Genomic DNA, 23,899 nt, shown 5'->3' with positions numbered 1-23,899 from the left:
CCTCTGTCTATGGCACATTTGACAATAACCACTCTACTTCTGTGGTGCTTTGTCCTACATGCTTTGCACCCGTCTTTGGAATTTTTAACGTGAAGCGTTCGATTGGCAGTGTCACTGTTCCTTTTCCCTGTCCATTGGAAGCTCGCAATAATTCTGTTGCATTGCCGGGAATTAGAGTGATCTCTTCATCATCGACACCGCTCGGAATACCTCCTGTACTTTGACTTGTATCTAATGGTCCTACTTTAAAACCTAATTCAGCTGAAGATAATTCTTGATTAGTACTTGTCTTAAACTGAGCCAATTGCTTAACTGTTAAACTCCAACCTTCCGTTCCCAATCGAGTATCTAGCATACCTATTTCACCGGTTGTCAAATTGTTGGCTGAACCATTTTCAGTATTTGTTCCATCATCTGTCGCATAAAAAGTTTTATCCGTGTCGTATTGAATCTCATGAGTGCCAAAGTTTAAATGACTCGGTATCTTTCCATCGATTAAAGATAACTCTTCGACAACACTATTCGAACGCCACTGTGCAGTGAACGTCACATCTGATTTTCCCATTTTATAAGTCGTCGGTGAGCTAGCAATTTGCGGATTTTGATAAACCTGACCATCGGCACTATTCAGCCAGCCAACAAAGGTGTGATCCGTTAGCGTTAAGTTCCCTTGTGATGCGACATTTACTGAATCATTTTCAGAATAAAGATTACTATCAGTTGGAACATCTCCACCATCTGCACCGTTACCGTCATAAGTTACTTTATATTGTTCTTCACGGCGAACAATCATGTTGATTTGATGGAGGATTTTTTTATCATCTCCAGAAACATCCGCATTAAAGATTCTTTCGTCAGTAAGATATTTTTCACGACTTGCAGTTAATTTAGCTTCCGTATATGAAATATCGTTAGTTGAAAGTTGATTATTAGCAATTTGACTTTCATCAATTACTACATCTCCACCTGTATCAGTTCTCGTTGCAGACCATTGATAGTTTCCATATTTTTCAACATTGAAAGGATTCGTAGTTTTATATGGAGAACTCGGAGTAGTGTTGAAAGGCTGTGAGACGGCTGTTTGGTAGTTTTCAATGAATTGAACCCCTTCGTTATTGTTCATCTCAACATTATAGTTTTCAACATAAAGCGCTGGATAATCAGCTTTATCTGGTACTAAATTACGCGAGGTCGCAATAAAAGAAAATGTATTTCCTAGAGGATCTCCCGTTTCTTCATGGTTACCTGAGTCGTTACTGATATTTACCATCTCGCTACCACTAACCCAAATCGGATATTGGTCTGCAGTAACTTTAATTGGGTTATCCGTTGCTGTCGTGCCTCCGTCTACATAACTAGAAAAATTAATATTATATAGTTGATTTAATTTCAACCCATAAGTACCACTATCAATGTCCACTGTTGTATTTTCTATAGATCCATATCCATAACCACTTCCGCCTTCTTCATCAAATACTAGCCCATCCTCAGAACTATTAATCTTAATTGTAGAATCACGCAAACTATAATTTTCCTGTTTGATCGCAGAAAAACCCAAACGAGCATTGTCAATCACTAAACCAACATTAAAAATATTAATCCCTGACTGATAATAGGAGGCACTTCCAGAAGCAGCAGGATCTGGTGCAGAAATCCCCGTATCAGTTGCTGTGATATTAACAGGTAAACGCCATTTTTGATCGTATGTCATTATATCCCACTGTAATCCATATGGTACGTTAATGCCGTTTCCTTCAGATGCTTCGATATTTATCTGCATGTCTTCGCTAGTGCTATTATATCCATTAAAAGAAATTATAAATCGGGGAGCATTGATACCCGCCGTACGACCATCTACATCAACCGAGAAAACTGGACTTGCATCACTTGTTTCATCTGAGCGTCCCATAGATAAAGCTCCGGTCTGCATACCGATATCACCAGCAATTACAATATTGGTATATTTTATTCCTTGGATGTTTACTCCCGATTCAGATCCTTCTGGACTGTACACACCATAAGAATTATCTTCATTAATTGGCGCAGTTGCAGTAAAATTAGTATCAAAGCCCATTCCCCCTTGAGAATCGACCTCCAATCCTTCAAGAGCAACTACCCCTACTGAACTTGGAAATTTATCAAGACTTATGCCAGACTCTTGACTTTGAGTTGCTAAAATTTTTTTTACCATTGACATTGTCGCTGTAGAACTACCATTTGAAGTAGCAGTAAAATCAAGTTTCGGTGCACCTGATTGTACTTGATTAGATAAAGTGAGTTGACTACCAATGATTCCTTGCCCTATTGTGGCCGTTCCAGAAACTTCAATATCAGCAAGATTAAATAACTGTCCGCTAATACTAGACATAATCCCTGTACCATCCTGTGTATGACCGTTAATTTTTCCACTTGTCACATTAATGCTTCCGATAGATAGACTATCACTATAAGAATCATAAGTTCGTGTCAAGATACCAAAACCAGTCCCCGTCATGCCGTTGACTTCAGGAGCATTCCCTGTCTCATTTTGATCCGTCATAGTAATATTATATGCCTCAAGTCCTATTCCGTTAGTTGTTTTTCCAGTAACTATTCCCGCATCATTCCGAAAATCCATAAACGAAAAAAAGCCAATCCCATCAGTACTTGTTCCTGAAATATTGGAAATGTAAGTAGGAGATGGTGATGCGTAATCGTCATTTGCTGTATCTAAAACTGTTATACCACCATCAAAAAGACCGTATTTTTCTCCAGTGGCATTTAAAGTAGCACCTTTTAAATTCACAAATTTTAATAATGCACCTGTACTATCAGGATCAGTTGCTGTGGCAGTCATACTTGTATCAAAACGACCCTCATAAGATGGCTGCGCCTCGCCAAATGCACCCAAATCCATATTTTCTACAAATGTGTTAACTTCTACATATTCTTCCCGATCAGGCGCCAGATCATCCACAACACTAATTCCTGCTTTAGTAGCCCTTGCTGTAGCACTCCCTGTATAATTCGTAATTCCTGCAGGTGTATATATACCAATCTGATTAGCATTAACGTTTAAAGTTACAGGCAATCTAACAAGTTCCGTTGGTTCACCAATATTTAAGTGGTCCACATAAATGCCATAATCTAAAGTTGTCGTTACATCTAGTGTTGAGTTTCGACAAATAGTTAAATTACTTTGTGTTCCTTCAGTTCTGATAATTTGTTGCACTTTATTATTTCCATCACCTGTTCGTGGCTCAGAATAAATTCTATTTTCTAAGTATGAGTTGCTATTCGTAAATTCGATAATTGTGTTTTCATCATATTCTCCCTCTCCTTTGATTTCTCCGGATATAGGAAATTGCGATGGATCTTCATAATACATTTCTGGCGAATCTGTTAGAATATATGTCCCATCATTTTTTAAAATTATCCCTGTATCAACAATCGTGATTTTACTCTCCGCCGCCTGAGTCAGATCAGCGGAACTATCAACTTTTTTTTCAGGTTCCACATTTTCTGGTACTAAAGAAGTGACTCCCCTTGCTGGTTCTTTTTCTTTGACTGTTTCATTTGATTTTGTAATGCTTGGTAATTCATTTTCTACAATGTTACTTCTGATTGTTTGCAGCGAAGATTCTCCGACAGCTGCTTTTGCCTCAATAAAAGTAAGTCCAGGAAAAATTGGTGCGAGTGTACTAGATATCAAACAAATCGTTACCAATAGTTTCAATTTTTTTGTGTGTTTTACTTTCCTTTTCCCAAAATGCCCCTTCAAAGATTACACACCCCCTTTTCTTTTTCACTTGTTACTAACTACACAAAATCAAGTGTTAAAAATAACTTTATATAAATAAATATTTAAAAATATGTATTTGAAAAAAGCGTTATATTAAATGTTTATTCAAAAATAATTATAATATCCTTACAATCATTCTATTTAATTAACAATAAAAAGTCAATTTTTTTCCAAAAATAACTTATTTTATAATTATATTTGCTTTTTTATTTTTAAAAATGGATATTTTTTATTTATTCAAGTGATATTTATACCATCTTTTTTATTTTATAATTATTTAATTTTATTTTATATCTAAAAAAAGAATAATAAATATTTTTATCAAAAAAAGCTCTAATAATTAGTAGTCTCCCTACTAATTATTAGAGCTGAAATACATCTTATTTAAAAAACTTGTACGCCTTCTTGTTCAATCGCCAAAACTTCTATTTTACTAGTTGATTTTATTTTCATTAATTGTTTTACAATTTGTTTGGTTTTATCATAGGGACTTAAAATTAATACAGTTGGACCGGCACCACTTAAAAAACTACCATAGCCATCATTTATTTTGGCAGTTTTGCGAACTTCAGCAAAATTTGGAATTAAATTTTTACGATGAATTTCATGAAATAGATCTTTTTCCATCATTTTTCCCGCTAATGATAGATTGCCATTCAAAATTGCAGCAATCATGACATTACTGATAGCGCTGGCTTTTACTGCTTCACCATAAAGCATTTCTTCAGGTAGAACGCCGCGGCTGCTGCTAGTCAGCAATTGCGTTTCAGGAATCACCGCGATTATATCACAGTCAGGAAAATGATGCTTCACATAGCTGACTTTTTCATCAATATAGCTAGCAACCACAAATCCTCCGCAAATTGCTGGCGCAACATTGTCAGGATGGCCTTCGATTTTTGTTGCTATCTCTATTTTTCTTTCTTGTGTTAAACCTAAATTACCCAATCGATTCGCCAACTCAATTCCTGCAACAATCACCGAAGAACTGGAACCTAATCCTCTAGCAACTGGAATATTAGAAATCATTTTTATCTTATGAGGCGTTAAATTTGGTGCCAATCTTAATGCTGTTTGAATCAATAAATTTTTTTTATTAGTGGGAATTTCAGCTGTAAGATTATGTTCAATCTCCCAGTCCAAACTTTCTGCACCGACTTCAATCTCTAAATAAAGCGAGACTGCCAAGCCACAAGAATCGAAGCCTGGTCCTAAATTAGCACTAGTTGCAGGCACACGAATTCTCATAGCTTTGCCACGCCTTCCCGCAAATGATTACGCATATCTTCTAGATCACTCATTTTTGAAATATTCACATTTGATTCATTAATTGCAGTATCTGGATCTTTTAAGCCATTACCAGTGAAGATCGATACAACTGTTTCGCCTGGTTTAATACGTCCATTTTTAACATGTTGAATGACACCGGCTAAAGAAGCTGCTGAACCTGGTTCTACAAATACACCATCTTGGGCAGCAATTTTTCGATAAGCATTTAAAATTTCTTCATCAGTTACCGCATCGATAAAACCGTTTGATTCGTCGCGGGCTGCTTCTGCTAATTTCCAGCTGGCAGGATTTCCGATACGGATAGCTGTCGCGACTGTTTCTGGTTGTTCAATTACTTCATTGCGCACAATCGCAGCTGCACCTTCTGCTTCAAATCCATGCATTCTTGGTAGAGCTGTTCCTTTAACTTCATGCCATTCCTTAAAGCCTTTCCAGTAAGCTGAAATATTTCCAGCATTTCCCACCGGAATCGCTAAAACATCTGGTGCTTTTTCTAATTGTTCACATATTTCAAAGGCAGCAGTTTTTTGTCCCTCTAAACGATAAGGATTGACTGAGTTTACTAGTGCCACTGCTTCAGTTTTGGCGATGTCACGTACAGCTTTTAAAGCCTCATCAAAATTACCTGGAATCGAAATAATGTCAGCGCCATACATAATTGCTTGGGCTAATTTTCCCATGGCAATTTTTCCATCTGGAATCACCACATAGGCTTTAATTCCCGCTCTAGTCGCATAAGCCGCAGCTGCTGCCGAAGTATTTCCAGTAGAGGCACAAATAATTGCTTTGGCGCCATCTTCTACCGCTTTTGCCACTGCCATCACCATCCCACGATCTTTAAATGAGCCAGTTGGATTTAATCCTTCATACTTTCCATATAAGGTAATGCCTAATTCTTTGGATAAATTTGGTAAAGGAATCAGTGGTGTATTTCCTTCTGCTAGAGAAATCATTGGTGTGTTTTCAGTGATTGGTAGATACGCTTTATATTGTTCTAATAGGCCTTGATACATTTATTTTTCCTCCATAACTTTCATTGACGAGATAAATTTGAATTTGGTTTTTAATTGGATTTGATTTTGAATTTCGGCATACGTTGTTTCTGATATAGGATGAGTAATAATCACTACTCTAGCTTTTTCACCATCACCTTTAGCTTGAGAGACTTGTTCGAATCCAGCATCTAGTTTAGTAAAAATTTCAGCCAACTTTAAAAATTGACCTGAATGATCCGGCATTTCTAAAGAGAAGAAATAAGAATTAATGATTTGATCTTTCGGAGTCAATTTTAATTCTTGCTGATACGGACTAAATGGTCTTCCTGTAGTACCGTTTTCTATTTCTTGAGCAATTGCTGCAAGGTCCGCTACGATACTTGTGCCAGTCGGCCGTCCACCAGCTCCGGGACCATAATACATTGACTCACCGATACCGGAACTTTCTACAAAAACAGCATTATACTCGTTTTGAACAGCTGCCAGTGGATGATTTTTCGGTACTAAAACCGGTCCGACTTCAGTATGGATGCTGTCGTTAATTTTAATTGCTGAACCGATTAGTTTTACTGCATAGCCTAGTTTTCCAGCAACTGCAACATCTTCAGCCGATAATCCACGAATGCCACGAATCGTCATCTGATCCATCGTAATCGTCATGCCAAAAGCAAATTTACTTAAAATGACCATCTTGTAAGCCGCATCTATTCCATCAACATCATTAGTAGGATCACTTTCAGCAAAACCTAAAGCAGTTGCTTCATCCAATGTATCTTGATAGGTTCGTTGTTCTTGAACCATTTTCGTCAGCATAAAATTAGTGGTGCCATTGACGATTCCTAAAACTTTTGAAATATTGTCTCCAGCAAAACTAGTGGCTAAAGTACGTAAAATCGGAATCCCACCCGCAACACTAGCTTCATAATAAAGATTGACTTGATTTTCTGCTGCTAATTCAATTAATTCGGTGCCATGTGTCGCCAATAAATCTTTATTAGCAGTTACAACATGCTTGCCAGCTTTTAAACTAGCCGAAATGTAAGCTTTCGCAGGCTCAATGGTTCCCATCGTCTCAATGACAATAGCTATTTCTGAATCTTGTAAAATTTCTTCAACCTCATAAACCAAAGTTAAATCAAATTTTTCAGCTAGTCTTTCTTTTTCTTTGGAAGGGCGGACGAAAGCTTTCGTCACCGTTAAGGAGCGCCCGATTTGGTTGGTTAATTTCTCTTGGTTTTCAGCCAAATTCTCTAAGACGCCTGTGCCGACAACCCCCATACCTAGTAAGCCAATCTTGATTGGTTCTGCCATAATGTCCCTCCATCATTAAAATGTTAATTTTATTTCATCGTTTTCTAATGTTTAACTTTCAGTATAGCGAAATCTAACAAAAAAAACTAGTGATTTTCCAAATAAAATCGGAAATCACTAGTTGAATTATTGATGTAAAATATGTTGGAAAGTTTGATCTAAAATATCTAGGACATGATGATCATCTAGACTATACAGCATGGCTTTACCATCGCGGCGCGCTTTAACTAGTCGGTTATCCCGTAATAATTTTAGTTGATGAGAGACTGCGCTTTGTTCCATGGCTAATTTTTCTGAAATAGAAGAAACATTGCGTTCGCCATCTTTCAAAAACATCAATATTTTTAGACGAGTGGGATCACTTAGTACTTTATAAAAGCGGCTGACGGTTAAAATTTCTTCATGTTCCTTCATCTTGTAGCTCCTTTATTCAGTCAATTGTTTAATAGCTGTTTCAAAAGTTTCAAGCTTATTGACTGCATCAGCTTGGCTTTCACCTTTCACGCCGATATAAAACTTAATTTTTGGTTCTGTCCCTGAAGGACGGATGGCGATCCAAGTTTCATCTGCTAAAACATATTTTAAAACATTTGATGGTGGCATTTCGATCGGACTTATTTTACCACTTTCGTCTGTTGTTTCTCTTTTTAAGAAATCTTCGGTTAAGACAACATTTATACCAGCAAAATCTTTAGGCGCTTCTTGGCGTAAATTACCTAAAATTTCTTCAATTTTTGCAGCTCCAGCTTCCCCATCCAAAGTAATAGAAATTGTTTTTTCAGCAAAATAGCCATATTCAGCTAAGATATCTTGTAAACCATCATATAAAGTCTTACCAGCTTTTTTATAATAAGCTGCTACTTCTGCTAATAAAATCAATGCTTGAATCGCATCTTTATCTCGTACGAATGGTTTGATCAAATAGCCATAGCTTTCTTCAAAGCCAAACATAAAGGTATGAGAACCATCATCTTCATATTGTTGAATTTTTTCAGCGATAAATTTGAAACCAGTTAAGACACTAATCATTTCTGCGCCGTAGCTTTTAGCGATTGCAGTCGGTAGCTCACTAGAAACAATTGATTTTAAAACAGCGGCATTTTTAGCTAAGGTTCCTGCATCTTGATGGGCTTGTAATATATAGCGAATCAATATTGCACCAATTTGATTTCCAGTTAACACTTGATAACTGCCATCTGGTAAACGAACTGCTGCACCTAATCGATCGGCATCTGGATCGGTGGCAATCAATAAATCAGCATCTTCTTTTTCACCCAACTTCATAGCGTATTCAAAAGCGCCTGGCTCTTCTGGATTTGGTGACTTCACAGTTGAGAAATCTGGATCAGCAATAGCTTGTTCTGGCACTAACATATAAGATTTAAAGCCGGCTTGTTGTAAAGCTTTCTCACCTAACATGCCACCAGTACCGTGTAATGGTGTATAAACTAGTTTTAGTTCTTCGCCCATTTCATTGATTAGCTCTTGATTGATCGTGACAGTTTTCATTTCTTTTAAATAAGCGGTGTCGATTTCTTCACCGATGATATGGATTAAATCAGCCTGTTTCGCTGCTTCTTCAGATAGAATTTCAACTTCCAAAGGATTTTCTACTTGGCGCACAAAAGCTGTTAAAGCATCCGCGTGCTCAGGTGGCATTTGACCACCATCTTCGCCGTAGATTTTGTAGCCGTTATAAGCGGCAGGGTTGTGGGATGCAGTAATCATAATCCCCGCAAAAGCTTCTTCAAAACGAACCGCGTATGACAATTCTGGTGTTGGCCGTAAGCTTTCAAAAACAAAAGATGGAATATCATGTTTAGCTAATGTTTTTGCTGCCTCCATTGCAAATTCTGGTGACATGTGACGAGAATCGTAGGCGATTGCTACCCCGCGTTTTTTAGTTGCCAAATCTTGTGTATCCATGAAACGTGCTAAGCCTTCTGTTGCTTGTCGTACCGTAAAAATATTCATCCGATTAATACCAGGTCCAATAATTCCCCGCATTCCGGCAGTTCCAAATTCTAAAGGTTTATAAAAAGCGTCTTTTTTCATTGCCTGATCGTTCGCTAAATCTGCCAATTGTTTTTTTAAGGTATCATCTAATTTATCAGAATCGGCCCATTGTTCGTAAACTTTTTCCCAAGACATATCTTGCACCTCTTTTTAATTTTTATTCTTAATAAGTATACCATTGTCGTTATTCTACGCAAAGCCAAAGTCCAGCAAAAAAAAGCAAGAAAAACTCAAAAAAGTTCATCTTGCTTTAGATTATTAGGCATTTTCTTCAATATATTTATAGACTTGTTGACCAGCAATACCGCCTTCACCAACAGCAGTTGTAATTTGACGCAAATCTTTGTTACGCACATCACCAATAGCAAAGACACCAGGAATACTTGTTTTCATTTCAGTATCGGTTTCTACCCAGCCTGCTGGATTGGTAATACCACTATTGATAAATGGTTCAGTTAATGGTTCTAAACCAACATAAATAAAGATTCCACCAGCTGCTTCTTCAGTCACTTCGCCAGTTTTTAGATTTTTAATTTGGACTCCTGTAACAGCCATATCATTACCATGAATTTCTTCAACAACACTATCCCAAATGAAAGACATTTTTTCATTGGCAAAAGCGCGGTCTTGAATAATTTTTTGCGCCCGTAATTGGTCACGACGATGAACAACAACTACTTCAGCAGCAAAATTAGTTAAATAAATCGCTTCTTCAACTGCAGAATCACCACCACCAACAACGATTAATCGTTTGTTACGGAAAAAGGCACCGTCACACACGGCACAATAAGAGACACCGCGACCAGCATATTCTTCTTCACCTGGCACACCTAGTTTACGATGGTTACATCCAGTTGCAATGACAACTGTTTTCGCTTCGAAGGTTTGGTCTTCAGTAATGACTTCTTTATGTGTGCCTAAATCTTTAATATCTTGCACAATGCCATAAGCATTTTCTGTCCCAAATTTTTCGACGCTGTCAAACATTTTTTGTGATAATTCTGGTCCCATGATTGATTCGAAACCAGGATAATTTTCCACTTCAGCTGTATTATTCATTTGTCCGCCAGGGGCACCACGTTCCAACAATAATACTTTCAAATTAGAACGGGAAGCATATAAGGCAGCGGTCATCCCTGCAGGACCGGCACCGATTACGATTACATCATACATTTGTTTTCCCTCCGTTTGTTCTTACAATACATCCATAATCATTTTCTGTCGATTAATTTGCTTACTAAAGATTAGTAAGTTAACGATAAAAAAGAGCAACCTCTTAAGATTGCTCTCATGAATCCTTATTGTTGATTTTTCATTTGTTGCATCATTTGACGAATCTTTTTCTCAGATGGTTTTTGGCCCATAGACATCATCATTTGACGTAGCATATCTTCGTTAATTGGTGGATTTTTTTTGAAATAATCCATCATATATTTACGAGCTAAGAAGAACCCGCCGACTGCCCCAATGGCAATTCCGATCACAATAAATAATACGATCATCCCGACACTCATGTTCACCGCTCCTTTCTGGTAACATTCCCATCATATTTTACTAGACTTCTCTGTAAAAGAAAAGTTTATTTTTTAAAACTTCTATGCTTCTAATTCAGGAAAAGCAGTTGGATCAAAAGTACCTGCTCTGAACATCGCAATCTCTTTGCCATATGGTGCATAAGCAGTCTTTTTATCTGGACCAACATAAGGTGTTTCCAAAATTTTTGAGACATGGCTAAAACGTTCATCATGGACAATTTTATTAAGTGCTTCAAAACCGATTGTGCCGTGACCAATATTGGCATGACGATCTTTGTGAGCACCAATCGGATTTTTTGAATCATTAATGTGTAAGACTTTTAAACGATCTAAACCGATAATTCGATCAAAATCCGCCATCACACCATCAAAGTCTTCCTTGACATTGTAGCCGGCATCATTGGTATGACAAGTGTCGAAAGTGACTGACAATTTTTCATTTAATGTCACGCCATCAATCATATAAGCCAATTCTTCAAAAGTTTTACCAACTTCGGTTCCTTTACCAGCCATTGTTTCTAAAGCGATTTGAGCCTTTTGATCTTTGGTTAGGACTTCATTTAACCCTTTTATAATTTGATCCATCGCAGCTTTTTCACCTGCACCTACGTGAGCACCAGGATGTAAAGTTATTTGAGTCGCACCTAAGGCTTCTGCACGCATAATTTCTTCTCTTAAAAATTGTACGGCAAAAGGAAACATTTCTGGTTTGGTCGTATTCCCTAAATTAATAATGTAGGGAGCGTGCATCACAATATTACTAAGACCGTGTTCCTTCATATAAGCTTCACCAGCAGGAATATTCATCTCCTCAACTGGTTTTCTTTTGGTATTTTGCGGCGCGCCACTATAAATCATAAATGTTGTGGCACCATAACTAGCCGCTTCTTTAGCAGAGCCCAACAACATTTCTTTGCCTTTCATTCCAACATGAGATCCTATTAACATAATTTCCTCCAATTTCTTTTATAACATAAATAGTAACATAGCTGTCATGAGGGGCAAACTAATTAAAAAACTTAAGCTAGAACTAAAACCAATTACTTCTTGTGGCATGCCGGCTTTCGCACTATTCACAACACCAAACATGGGAATGGGGCCAACAGAAACTAGACACAACACAACTTTTACTAAATTAGGCAAAGGTAATAAGAAAAAAATCACCGCAATAATAATTCCGAAAAAATATTTGATACTTAATAAACGAACAACGACCGAAAAATCTTTTTTTGGCAGACGTAATTCTAGATACAAGCCAATCACAAACATCGATAAAAAGGCATTGGCGTTAGCAATTGGTTGCATAATTTGAAAAAAGCTCGCCGGTAAATCAATGGAAAAACTCCGCAGAATGAACATCACCAAGTAACACATAAAAGGAACCGACGTCCCTAATCGCTTAACAATCGAAAATAAATTAGGTTTTTCTCTTTCATCGCCAACTAAATTATCAACAGCAACATTCGTACCTCCGGCTAGCATAATGGAATTACCAATATCAAAAAAAGAAAGAAACGGAATCGCTTGTGGCAAAAAACTTTGCAGAAAAGGCAAAGCAAAATTACCAATATTGTAACCTGAGCCGCAATACATGATAAATTCCCGTTCAGTAGTGGTTTGTTTTTTCGATAATAAATTGCCAACTACCACCATCAATAGATTTAGTAAAAAACCTGCCAATATCAAAAACAATAAATTGACATGGACGGTTAATTTTTGTAAGTTTACCAGCACAGCTGCGGGTAAGGTAACATTGATGATGATTCTGGATAAAGTATCTCCGTCTACTTTTGATAGCAGACCGACTCTTTTAACTAAAAAACCAAAAAAGATAATTACAAATAATCCAAAAGAATTAATTAAAATTGTACCCATTTTCTTCTCCTCGCTAATTCACACAAAAAAGGCGAGACTGTTGCCTCGCCCCATTTTTAAAATTCTAAAACAAAATACTTTTTCTTACCACGACGAACGACTGTATAGCCACCAGCTAATTTATCAGCATCAGATAATGTGTAAGCCGTATCTTGTATCCGTTCCCCATTCAGATAGATGGCACCATTAGTAATATCTTCACGGGCTTGACGTTTTGAGTTTTCAATGCCAGCTGTAATTAAGATTTCTACTAGATTCAAATCATCTTCGCCCTTAACTTGATAACTTGGCACGTCTTTAAAGGCTTGTTGGATTTCTTCAGCGGCTAGATTTTTCACATCGCCAGAAAACAATGCCTCTGAAATACGAACCGCTTGTTGGTAAGCTTCTTTTCCGTGAACGATCGTAACTACTTCCTCAGCTAAACGTTTCTGTGCCAAACGTTGTTCTGGTGCTTTAGCAAATTCAGCTTCAATCTCAGAAATTTCTGCTAAGCTTAAGAATGTGAAATATTTTAAGAATTTCACAGCATCACGGTCATCAGTATTAATCCAAAATTGGTAAAATTCATATGGAGAAGTTTTTTCTGGATCCAACCAGACTGCGTTTCCTTCTGTTTTACCAAATTTCGTGCCGTCTGCTTTAGTAATTAACGGCATCGTAATACCAAAAGCTTGAACACCTTTTTCACGGCGGATTAATTCTATTCCTGAAGTAATATTGCCCCACTGATCGCTACCACCTAGTTGTAATAGACAACCGTAACGTTCATATAATTGTTGGAAATCATAAGCTTGTAACAATTGGTAAGCAAATTCAGTATAAGAAATCCCCGTTTCAATCCGGCGCTTCACACTTTCTTTACTCATCATGTAATTAATCGTAAAGTTTTTACCAATATCCCGTAAAAAGTCAATCATTGAAAGTTCGCTCAACCAAGTATAGTTGTTCGCCACAATCGCGGGGTTTTCTTTATTTTCAAAATCAATAATGCCAGAAAGCTGGTTTTTAATACTTTCTGACCAATTTTTAACTGTGTCTAATGTGTTCAATTGACGTTCCGCATCTTTAAATGATGGATCACCAATCATGCCTGTCCCGCCACCAACTAAGGCAATTGGCACATGACCATTTTGTTGGAAACGACGCAACGTTAGAATTGGTAACAAATGTCCAATATGTAAACTGTCAGCCGTTGGGTCAAATCCGATATATAATTTGACAGACTCTTCATTTAATTGTTTTTCTAAAGCTTCTTCGTCTGTTACTTGGTAGACTAATCCGCGGTTTTTTAATTCTTGAAAAAAGTCCGAATGCATCTCATTTTCCTCCTAAAATATGGTATATCACCCATCTTAACTGAAAAAAAACGCAAATAAAAGCTTAAAATTTCATTTTGACTGGATTTATTTGAAGTTTGTGTTACAAAACTGTCAAGCGCTTGTGAAACATGTAAAGACTTTGCTATAATTCACTGGTGATTGAAATGAATTTAACGAGGTGAAATCTTTGGTTTCAAAGAAAAATCCAAAAAAGATAAAAAAGAAAAATCCGCAAAGATTAGGTGGCAGTTTTTTTCTTAACGTATCGATAAGCGTTGTGAAATCTTTGCTGCTAGGTTTTACTACCGTCCTTTTCTTAGCTGGCATGCTGGCTTTGGGAATTGGCGTCGGTTATTTCGCTAATTTAGTCGAAGGCACCTCCTCATTAACCAAGACCGATGTCCGACAAGACATCTCGAATGTAAATGAAGGCTCTCTTTTAAAATATGATGACGGTCAAAACATTGCTACCATAAATACTGATCCTATCCGGCAAAAAGTCGACGGAGACGAAATTTCTCCATGGGTCAAGAAAGCCATTGTAGCGACTGAAGATGAATACTTTTACAAGCATAAAGGAGTCGTTCCAAAAGCAGTTATTCGTGCACTATTAGGTGAAGTTACTGGTCTAGGCTCAGGGTCTGGTGGCTCAACTTTGACACAACAGTTAGTAAAACAGCAAGTGTTAACCAGCGAAACATCTTTTAAACGAAAAGCCAATGAAATTTTATTAGCCATGGATGTTGAAAAATATTTAAGCAAAGATGAAATCTTAACGGCTTACCTAAACATTTCTCCATTTGGTCGTAATAATAAAGGACAAAATATTGCTGGCGTAGAAGAGGCTGCCCAAGGAATTTTTGGTGTCGATGCCAAAGATTTATCGTTAGCCCAATCTGCTTTTATTGCTGGCCTGCCTCAAAGTCCAATCGTATACAGTCCCTACACCAATACCGGTGAACTAAAAGATGACTATTCATTGGGTATCGAGCGACAAAGAAATGTCTTATTCAATATGTATCGCGAAGGTGCGATTAGTAAAGACCGCTATGAAAAAGCTGTGAATTATGACATCTCCAATGATTTCTTGCCACAAGGAGAATTAACTGTTGATGAACATGGCTTCTTATATTACACCGTCTATAATGAAGCAATTAACTTATTGGCAAAAGAAGCAGCTAAAAAAGATGGCGTCAGTGATGCTGATTTTGAAAATGAATCTGTCAGCAATCGCTATGTTGAACAAGCAACTTTAAGTATTCAAAATCAAGGTTTAACCATTAATTCCACGATTAACCGAAATATTTATGATGCGATGCAACAAAGTGTTACTTCTTACGGTTCTTATTTAGATGATGGCTCAGGAGTCACTGTCGAGACTGGCTCAGTTTTGATGGATAATAAAACCGGAAAAATCTATGGCTTTATTGGCAGTCGGGATTATAGCACTAATCAACTAAATCATGCTTTCGATACTTCTCGTCAAGCTGCTTCTTCCATCAAACCTTTATTAGTTTACGGACCAGCAATTGATCAAGGCTTAATTGGTTCAGAAAGTCGTATTTCTGATTATCCAACGACTTATCAAGAAGGCAAAAACAATGGCAAGCGATTAAAAAATGCGACTAACAACGGGACAAGAACTTTCTTAACAGCCCGAGACGCTATTGTACAATCTTCAAATATTTCAGCCTATCATTTATATCAAGATATATTGACGCAAAAAGGTTCAACTAGCTACGTCTACGATACGTATTTATCTAAAATGAACTTCCCAGAAGCTAGCAGCTGGGGCTTAGAATCTGCGGCCCTAGGAACGACCGGTGTTTCTACTTTAACCGAGGTCAACGGCTTCCAAACCTTAGCCAATGAAGGGGTTTATCAAGAAGGTTACCTGATTGATTCGATTACCAATGCAAATGGTAAAACTTTATATGAACATGAATCAAAAGGAACCGAAGTATTTTCAAAAGCAACGGCTTCAATTATGAATGACATGATGCGTTCCGTTATTGATGAACAAGAAACAACACCATTTAAATCTATTTTATATAGTACAAATAATACTTTGGCTTCCGTCGATTGGGTGGGTAAAACCGGTACAGCAGATGATTCTGCGGATAATTGGCTAATTGTTTCATCTCCTTCATTAACTTTAGGTAGCTGGACAGGAAAAGATGATAACTCAGCGATGGCTGATGGTACTGGAAATAGAACAGCCACTTATATGGCTTATCTGGCTAACCAGATTTACTCTGTCGCGCCGTCATTATTTGATCCGAAGGAAAAATTTGAATTAGATGACAGTGTTAAAAAAGAGAAAGTCAGTGAATTTACTGGTTTGAAAGAAGGTAAAGTTGCCTTTGAAGGGAAAAATATTTCTGTTCCCGGCGGTGACACTACCTCCCTTTGGGCAACTGGTGGTCCCGCAGACAATACTTATAAATTTGGGATTGGCGGCACCGATGCCAATTATAAAAATTATTGGGACAATAAAGGTAACAATTCCTCTGACGATGAAGATGATGATGAATAAAAATAAGCAAAAAAACTGGGAAGTAAGGTCATTTCAAACCTTACTCCCCAGCTTTTTTTATTGTTTCTGCGCAACCATTGCTAAACCTGATAATGGATGTCCACCTGGCAATTGGAAAGAAGTATCCCAATCATAGCCTGGTGCGATATTGGCAGTTCCATGAATTCTGAAACTTGGTTTGTATAATTTTGCGTCATTTGTCGTAAAGGCGTCATTACTATTATGAACTGTCCCTTCTTTAATCAAATCAGCTCGTAAACCAAAGAAATTAAAATCATCATTGTTCCAGCCGTCTTTAGCTGCTTTGATAATACCTAAATGATTAACGTCATTCGGATTACCTGCCTTGACTGTGACATCTTTCAAATAGGCGTCAACACTTTCATCACGTTTTCTAACACTAGCTTCTGCACCAAAGGTAAATGGTCCAGTTAAATTGGCTTTAGTTTCAACTATTTGAACATCATTGACATAGCCTTTCAAAGTTTGATCTGGATACCATGACAAACGAACTTTAATATCTTGATTTAAAGCTGCTTGTTGAATAAATAAATATTCTTTTCCTACAGGACCGGCTTCAGCTGCATTACTTTTTATATTTTCCAACAAATAGGCTGGCTGATTGGGAAAACGAGCATTATCTGGATCAACTTGAATCCCAAATGAAGCTACTGTCCCGCCACCTTTTGAATTAATCATCACTTTAGAATGATAACCGCCGGTACCAGACAAATTCATAACCGCTTCAATGGAAACATATCCATCATCTTGTGTGATTGGTACAGAAGGTTCACTTCCTGTGGCACTGATTGCATACCAACCATGACCTTCATCTTTCCAACCAACCGAGACAATATGATTTTGTTCACTGCTGCTAGTTGTATAGTTATGAGATCCTGCTACTGCATTAGGATTATAAGCCCGATAAACGGGGGCTGTTTTCGCATCATCAGAATACCAATTGACTCCTTCAGCTTTCCAGCCTGCGTTAACTAAACCATCTCGTTCACTGGCGCTCAACGTATAATGATGATCCCCTGCATTCTGATTATACAAACGGTAAACCGGGGAATCACTTTTTTCTGGTGCTACCCAGCCGATTCCTTCATTATGCCAGCCCGCTCGAACTAATCCCCATCTTTCACTGGTGTTTGAAGTATAGAAATGTTCGCCACTGTTAGGATTGTACAAACGATAAATATTTTGTTGTCCACTACTGGCAGCATCTGCTTGATTCGTTAAACTAATCGCAAATATTCCTAAAAAAACCGGTAAAACCAACCATAATAACTTCTTAAAACCCTTGTTCATTCTCTCATCTCCTTTATAAATTTTAGATAAGCCGTAGCTGATTAAGCGCTACCATTATAATTATACAATATTTGTTTTAAAAAGATTAATTATTTATTCCAAAATCTCTGCTTGTTGTTTCTTTGTTAATTTCTTTAACACCAAATCATAAGAACGGGCGATCATTGCTTCGATTTCAGAATCGCTTATCTCTTCCACAGCTAACTTGATTGAATTCCAATGTTTTTTATTAGCGTAATAGCCAGGAATAATCATTCCAGGATAAAGTTCCCGCAATTCTTCATTTTTTTCAGGTAAGTTTTTTAAGGTAATCAATGCTTCAGGACTTGCTTCAGGACTCATCATACCAAACTGTTTTCCTAATAAATCAAAATAAATGGTACCCCAATCTTCTCGAAAATAAACCTTCGCTCCTTTTAGCTGATTGCCGTAAGCTTGAAAATGATCAATTCTTTTTTGAATAGATATGTTGTCCATCTTTATTCTCCTTATCTAAAAAAAGACCGATTCAAAAAGAACCGGTCTAAAATTTTTATTTTGTTGAACCTTTTTCATAAATACTGTGAGGTAAGATAATTGTTTTTTCTTCTAAATCTTCTTTATTCATCATTTTAGTTAATAAACGCATAGCAACCGCACCGATATCATAAAGTGGTTGAGTCACACTAGTTAAACGAGGGCGAGCCACGTCAGTTAATAATGAATCGTTCGAAGTCACAATTTCAAATTCTTCTGGTACTTTGATACCTTTGTCGATTAAACCATCTAATAAGCCAATCGCTAATTCATCATCGGTTAAATATGCCGCTGTTGCACCACTGTTTAAAATACGGTCTGTTAAAGCTAAACCTTCTTTAAAGCTGTACGGCGCTTCAAAAATTAAACCTTCGCTGTATTTTAATTTGTGGTTTTCTAAAGCTTCTTTATATCCGCTCATCCGGTCTTGTCCGTTAATTGGATCAATTAAAGCGCCACTGACAAAAGCGATTTTTTCATTGCCATGACTTGCTAAAAGATCAACGGCTTCTTTTGTCGCTTGACGATAATCAATATTAACACTACCTACTTGTACATCTGGATCAATCGAACCAGCTAAAACAATCGGTGTTTTTGAGCGAGAAAATTCAGCTCTGATTTCATCAGTGATACGGTGTCCCATGAAAATCACACCATCTACTTGTTTTGCTAATAAATTGTTTAATACATTGACTTCTTTTTGGGTTTCGCCATCTGAATTAGCTAAAATAATATTGTATTTGTACATGGTCGCAATATCATCGATTCCGCGTGCTAATGAAGCAAAGAACATGTTGCTCACATCAGGAATAATGACGCCGACTGTAGTTGTTTTTTTACTTGCTAAACCACGCGCAACGGCATTTGGTCGATAATCTAAACGATCAATCACCTCTAAAACTTTTTTTCTAGTGGTTGGTTTTACATTTGGGTTGCCATTTACGACCCGAGAGACGGTCGCCATTGAGACATTGGCTTCACGAGCAACGTCGTAAATTGTAATTGTTTGTTTTTCCATTTATATTTCTCCTGTTCTGTTTCGTGTTTTCTGAAAATATCATTTACATTTCTAAAAGATAATAGCACGCTGTCATGATTATTGCAACCGTTTTACACTAGAATCTTTTTAAAAATGTAAGCGTTTTATCATTTTTATTTTTCAATAAAATGAACAAGTGATACAATAGCTTTAAGCTTAACAGAAAGAAGGATATGTAATGAATCAAGAAAAAGTTTCAGAATTACGCAAATGGATGGCCGCCAATCAAGTTGATTTAGCCTATATTTCAGATCCAGCCCATATTGGCTATTTCTCAGGATTTGAAAGCAATCCGATGGAACGGGTGCTTGCTCTTTTCATTCCGCTGGAAAAAGATCCTTTCTTATTTGCTCCGGGATTAGAAGTTGAAAGTGCTAAGGCAAGTAGCTGGCCCTTTGATGTAGTAGGATATTTAGACAGTGAAGACCCTTGGAAGATTATTATCGCAGAGATCAAAAAACGCTATGGCGATGTAAAAAAAGTGGCTTTGGAAAAAGGCCAACTAGTTTTAGATCGGTATTTAATTTTAGTTGAAGCTTTTGGCAATGCTGATTTTTCAGCTGATTTAACGCCGATGATTCAACAATTACAACTTTATAAAACTAAAGAAGAATGCGACAAATTAGTCGAAGCTGGTCGCAGTGCGGATTTAGCTTTTGAAATTGGTTTTAAGATGGTCAAGGCTGGTGCAACGGAAGAATCAATCGTAGCCGAAATCGAATACGAGTTGAAAAAACAAGGAATCAAGCAAATGTCCTTTCCAACTGAAGTTTTAGCGGGAGCAAATGCTGCAAATCCTCATGGTTCACCAGGTAAAAATACAGTGAAACAAAATGAATTAGTTTTATTTGATCTTGGAACTATCGTTAACGGTTATTGTAGCGATGCCACTAGAACAGTTGCTTGTGGCGAACCAACCGATCATATTAAGAAAATTTATGACCTTGTTTTAGAAGCACAATTAAAAGCGCAAGCTGCCGTAAAACCAGGGATTACTGCCGCTCAATTAGATAAAATTGCCCGCGATGTGATTGAAGACGCTGGTTATGGCGAATACTTTAATCACCGTTTAGGTCATGGCATTGGTACGACGATCCATGAATTCCCATCAATTGTTGGCGGCAATGATATGGAAATCAAAGAAGGTATGTGCTTCTCTCTAGAACCGGGCATTTATTTACCTGATGATGTCGGCGTGCGGATTGAAGACTGCGTTTATGTTACTAAAGATGGTTGTATTCCATTTACCCAAACTTCTAAAGAATTAATCATTCTTTAAAAAAATTGGTAGACCTAGTTTGTTTACCAATCCAAGTACTAAAAAAGAGGTTGAGAAATTTTTTCTCGACCTCTTTTTCTTTAGAAAAATTATTCTGGATTGTTTTCTTCCAAATCTTCTTTTAATTCTTTTAAATCTTCTAGCGGTGCTGGATCTTCATCACTCAATACTTCATCTTCTTCAGCAACTTCTCGTTCCATTTCATCAGCATTAATCACAATATCGGCGGTATCTGCTGCTTCACTAGCTGCTTTGCGAAAACGATCTGACAAGTCTTCACTTTGTTGTTTCAAGCTGTCAGATAAGTCATCAGCTGCATCTTGCATGTCATCAGCAGTATCGCTTACTTTATCTTTTAAATTGCTGGCTTGTTCTTTTACGACTTCACCAAATTCATTTGTTTTCAAAACAAAATCATCTGTATAATCACTCGCTAAGTCCATAAAATCATCAGCTTTTTTCGCTAAATCATCTCTTAATTCACGCCCTGATTTTGGTGCTAATAAAAGAGCAACGGCTGCAGCGGCTGCACCACCAAGAATCGCACCTGCCCAAAAATGTCCTTTTTTTGCCATAGTAAATCCCTCCAATTTTTATTTAACTGTTTGATTACGTTTTTTGAAAAATTTTAAAGTCGCACTACCCACTTTTCCAGCAACAGTTGCTTTAGCGGTTGTTTTTCCTACATCTGCAAATTTATCTACTAAATGACGACTAGATAAATTCAAATCAGAAACGGTCTCACTTAAATCTGCGACTGCGGTAAATAATGGATCAATCGTTTCAACCTTACCGTTGATATCGTTTAACAACGTATTACTTTTCACCAAAAGCCCTTCAACTTGAACCATCAGCAAATCAACATCTTTTGTTAATACGTCGATCGTATTATTGGCTTCCTTGACGGTGTCGTCAACTTTAGACACGGTACCGGCTACTTGATTTAAGACCTTCACTAAATAAATCACCAATACAACAAACGCCAAAGCTGCGATGATTGCTGCAATTCCTCCTAGACTCATGACATCACCCCTTACTTATTATCCATTATTATACCATTTACTTTAAGATATAAACAAAAAATCCCCCTTTCATTATTTAGAAAAGGAGACTTCAATTGTTTTACTCTGATTTTTTATTTTCGTTAGGCGCTAATTCTTGACCAAGTTCAATAATGTATTCTCTCAACTTGTCTTTGATTTCTGGATGTTTCAAACCATATTCGATACTAGTAGTCATGAAACCAAATTTATCACCAACATCAAAACGTTTGCCGGTAAATTCTCTAGCAAAAACCCGTTGTGTTTTATTCAAATTATCAATGGCATCAGTTAATTGAATTTCATCACCAGCACCAGGTGCTTGATTTTCTAAAACTTCAAAGATTTCTGGTGTTAACAAATAACGTCCGATTATCGCTAAGTTACTTGGAGCTTCATCAGCTTTTGGTTTTTCTACAAAATTCTTAACATTGTACAAGCCTTTTTCCACTTGTCCTTCAGGATTAATGATTCCATATTTTGAAGTCTCTTCTTGAGGAACCTGCATCACTGCAATTGTTGAAGCATGAGTTGTTTCATAATCATTCATCAACTGTTTGGTTAAAGGAACCTCACTTTCCATCAAGTCATCACCTAACATCACAACAAATGGTTCATTGCCGACAAAAGCTTTGGCTTGCAAGACTGCATGACCTAAACCTTTAGGATGAGATTGACGAATAAAATGTAGATTCACATCGGTAGTTTCTTCCACCAATTTTAAAAGATCTGTTTTGCCTTTTGATTTTAGATTGGTTTCCAATTCGATGTTGGCATCAAAATGATCCTCAATCGGACGTTTGGCTTTTCCTGTAACGATTAAAATGTCTTCAATTCCAGAGCTTAAAGCTTCTTCTACGATAAATTGAATCGTTGGTTTATCAACAATCGGCAACATTTCTTTAGCCATTGCTTTAGTTGCTGGTAAGAATCTTGTTCCTAAACCCGCAGCAGGGATAACTGCTTTTTTTACTTGCATAATGGGGCCTCCTGATAAATTATAGTGTAAATTCATTTTCGAAAGTGCCCTCCCGTGTCATTAAATCGTTACAAGCTTGGCGCACTTCTTTTCCATTGTATAAAACATCATAAATTGTTTCAGTGATAGGCATATCAACGCCTAAGCTTTCTGATAATTCCTTGGCAGCTTTCGTTGTCGAAACACCTTCAACCACCATACCCATATTTTCTAATACTTCATCCAATTTATGGCCTTTACCTAATAGATTACCAGCTCGCCAGTTTCTCGAGTGAACCGATGTTCCAGTCACAATCAAATCACCAACACCGCTTAAACCGATAAAAGTTAATGGATTAGCACCCATTGCCACGCCTAAACGACTGATTTCTGCTAAGCCACGAGTCATAATTGCGGCTTTGGCATTATCGCCATAATTTAAACCAGCTAAAGCACCAGCACCGATGGCAATAATATTTTTTAATGCCGCGCCAGTTTCAACGCCAACCACATCTGTATTAGTATAAATTCGGAAATAATCATTCATAAATAATTTTTGGACGTATTTCGCTAAGTTTTCCTCGTCACTCGCAGCTGTAATTGTCGTAATATCATGAACCGCTACTTCTTCAGCATGACTTGGTCCAGATAAAACAACTATTCCTTGACGATTTTCTGGAGCGATTTCTTCTGCTAAAACCTCTGAAATTCGTTTATGACTGCCTTGTTCCAAGCCTTTACTGGCATGGATAATCACTGGTTGATTTTTCACCACTTGATTAAATTCACGAGCAACAACACGAATGGCTTTAGTTGGTACTACAAATAAAACTGCATCCACATCTTTGACGGCATCAGCTAAACTCTTCTCAGCGACAATGCTGTCAGGAATTTTTAGATCTGGTAAATAATGACGGTTCGTGTGATACGTGTTAATCTCATCCATTTGTGCTTGGTTGTCACCCCAAATATGCACATCATGACCATTCTCAGCTAATACTTGCGCCAAGGCAGTCCCCCATGAACCAGGGCCTAAAACGGCAACTTTTTGTTTCACACAAGTTTCCTCCATTCATAATTTTTCTACCCTTATTT

The 23,899-nt window shown here is 37.3% G+C and carries 20 protein-coding genes; 2 read left to right on the top strand and 18 right to left on the bottom strand.

Translation table 11 applies throughout. The features are described 5' to 3' along the window. Positions 1-7: 7 nt before the first annotated feature. The 11 genes from ACVWNY_RS02400 to tyrS form a co-directional block, all read right to left on the bottom strand. Entirely contained in the window at positions 8-3,760 is a 3,753-nt protein-coding gene (locus ACVWNY_RS02400; protein WP_461211719.1) for a WxL domain-containing protein, read from the bottom strand. A gap of 405 nt (positions 3,761-4,165) precedes the next feature. Next, complete coding sequence (gene thrB, locus ACVWNY_RS02395) at positions 4,166-5,029, bottom strand: homoserine kinase (RefSeq protein WP_218324241.1); 864 nt, start codon at positions 5,027-5,029, stop codon at positions 4,166-4,168. Next, the gene (gene thrC / locus ACVWNY_RS02390) at positions 5,026-6,084 is read right to left on the bottom strand and encodes a threonine synthase (protein ID WP_218324240.1); all 1,059 of its coding nucleotides are present in this window, start codon (positions 6,082-6,084) and stop codon (positions 5,026-5,028) included. Before thrC ends, thrB begins: the two co-directional genes overlap by 4 nt. Beyond that, a complete protein-coding gene (locus tag ACVWNY_RS02385) occupies positions 6,085-7,377 on the bottom strand; it encodes a homoserine dehydrogenase (RefSeq protein WP_218324239.1) in 1,293 nt (430 codons plus the stop codon). A gap of 126 nt (positions 7,378-7,503) precedes the next feature. Continuing rightward, positions 7,504-7,791, bottom strand: coding sequence for an ArsR/SmtB family transcription factor (locus ACVWNY_RS02380; protein ID WP_218324238.1), 288 nt, complete (start codon positions 7,789-7,791; stop codon positions 7,504-7,506). 12 nt (positions 7,792-7,803) lie between these two features. Next, a complete protein-coding gene (locus tag ACVWNY_RS02375) occupies positions 7,804-9,528 on the bottom strand; it encodes a phospho-sugar mutase (RefSeq protein WP_454071597.1) in 1,725 nt (574 codons plus the stop codon). Between the two features lie 123 nt (positions 9,529-9,651). Then, positions 9,652-10,566, bottom strand: a complete 915-nt coding sequence (trxB, locus tag ACVWNY_RS02370) for a thioredoxin-disulfide reductase (protein ID WP_218324236.1) — start codon at positions 10,564-10,566, stop codon at positions 9,652-9,654. A 125-nt stretch (positions 10,567-10,691) separates the two neighbouring features. Beyond that, entirely contained in the window at positions 10,692-10,907 is a 216-nt protein-coding gene (locus ACVWNY_RS02365) for a YneF family protein (protein ID WP_218324235.1), read from the bottom strand. 81 nt (positions 10,908-10,988) lie between these two features. After that, positions 10,989-11,876, bottom strand: coding sequence for a deoxyribonuclease IV (locus tag ACVWNY_RS02360; RefSeq protein ID WP_218324234.1), 888 nt, complete (start codon positions 11,874-11,876; stop codon positions 10,989-10,991). Positions 11,877-11,894: 18 nt separating this feature from the next. After that, positions 11,895-12,803 (bottom strand): AEC family transporter, encoded by a 909-nt coding sequence (locus tag ACVWNY_RS02355; RefSeq protein WP_218324233.1) that lies wholly within the window; start codon positions 12,801-12,803, stop codon positions 11,895-11,897. A 56-nt stretch (positions 12,804-12,859) separates the two neighbouring features. Beyond that, on the bottom strand, positions 12,860-14,122 hold the full coding sequence (gene tyrS, locus ACVWNY_RS02350; RefSeq protein ID WP_218324232.1) for a tyrosine--tRNA ligase: 1,263 nt from the start codon (positions 14,120-14,122) through the stop codon (positions 12,860-12,862). A 190-nt stretch (positions 14,123-14,312) separates the two neighbouring features. On the opposite strand from tyrS, the gene ACVWNY_RS02345 reads away from it, so the two are divergent. After that, positions 14,313-16,661 carry a transglycosylase domain-containing protein gene (locus tag ACVWNY_RS02345; protein ID WP_218324231.1) on the top strand — a complete coding sequence of 783 codons (2,349 nt, stop codon included), beginning with the start codon at positions 14,313-14,315 and terminating at the stop codon, positions 16,659-16,661. A 57-nt stretch (positions 16,662-16,718) separates the two neighbouring features. On the opposite strand, the gene ACVWNY_RS02340 is transcribed toward ACVWNY_RS02345, so the two are convergent. The 3 genes from ACVWNY_RS02340 to ccpA all read right to left on the bottom strand — a co-directional run bounded on the left by ACVWNY_RS02340 (position 16,719) and on the right by ccpA (position 19,506). Continuing rightward, positions 16,719-17,972 (bottom strand): hypothetical protein, encoded by a 1,254-nt coding sequence (locus tag ACVWNY_RS02340; RefSeq protein ID WP_218324230.1) that lies wholly within the window; start codon positions 17,970-17,972, stop codon positions 16,719-16,721. A 93-nt stretch (positions 17,973-18,065) separates the two neighbouring features. Continuing rightward, on the bottom strand, positions 18,066-18,449 hold the full coding sequence (locus ACVWNY_RS02335; RefSeq protein WP_218324229.1) for an MmcQ/YjbR family DNA-binding protein: 384 nt from the start codon (positions 18,447-18,449) through the stop codon (positions 18,066-18,068). A 55-nt stretch (positions 18,450-18,504) separates the two neighbouring features. After that, positions 18,505-19,506 (bottom strand): catabolite control protein A, encoded by a 1,002-nt coding sequence (gene ccpA / locus ACVWNY_RS02330; protein WP_218324228.1) that lies wholly within the window; start codon positions 19,504-19,506, stop codon positions 18,505-18,507. 199 nt (positions 19,507-19,705) lie between these two features. Here ccpA and ACVWNY_RS02325 point away from each other — a divergent pair, with 199 nt between their 5' ends. Beyond that, positions 19,706-20,806 (top strand): M24 family metallopeptidase, encoded by a 1,101-nt coding sequence (locus ACVWNY_RS02325; protein WP_218324227.1) that lies wholly within the window; start codon positions 19,706-19,708, stop codon positions 20,804-20,806. 89 nt (positions 20,807-20,895) lie between these two features. Here ACVWNY_RS02325 and ACVWNY_RS02320 read toward each other — a convergent pair whose 3' ends face one another. The 4 genes from ACVWNY_RS02320 to ACVWNY_RS02305 all read right to left on the bottom strand — a co-directional run bounded on the left by ACVWNY_RS02320 (position 20,896) and on the right by ACVWNY_RS02305 (position 23,861). After that, a complete protein-coding gene (locus ACVWNY_RS02320; RefSeq protein ID WP_218324226.1) occupies positions 20,896-21,381 on the bottom strand; it encodes a YtxH domain-containing protein in 486 nt (161 codons plus the stop codon). Between the two features lie 18 nt (positions 21,382-21,399). Further along, a complete protein-coding gene (locus ACVWNY_RS02315) occupies positions 21,400-21,828 on the bottom strand; it encodes a DUF948 domain-containing protein (protein ID WP_218324225.1) in 429 nt (142 codons plus the stop codon). A 100-nt stretch (positions 21,829-21,928) separates the two neighbouring features. After that, complete coding sequence (galU, locus tag ACVWNY_RS02310) at positions 21,929-22,825, bottom strand: UTP--glucose-1-phosphate uridylyltransferase GalU (protein ID WP_218324224.1); 897 nt, start codon at positions 22,823-22,825, stop codon at positions 21,929-21,931. Positions 22,826-22,844: 19 nt separating this feature from the next. Further along, positions 22,845-23,861: an NAD(P)H-dependent glycerol-3-phosphate dehydrogenase gene (locus ACVWNY_RS02305; RefSeq protein WP_343214696.1), complete on the bottom strand. Its 1,017-nt coding sequence runs from the start codon at positions 23,859-23,861 to the stop codon at positions 22,845-22,847. Positions 23,862-23,899 lie beyond the last annotated feature (38 nt).

It is taken from the genome of Enterococcus sp. JNUCC 77, assembly GCF_054819945.1.
The sequence above is the reverse complement of the archived record's forward strand: the minus strand, read 5'-3'. Positions and strand labels throughout refer to the sequence as shown.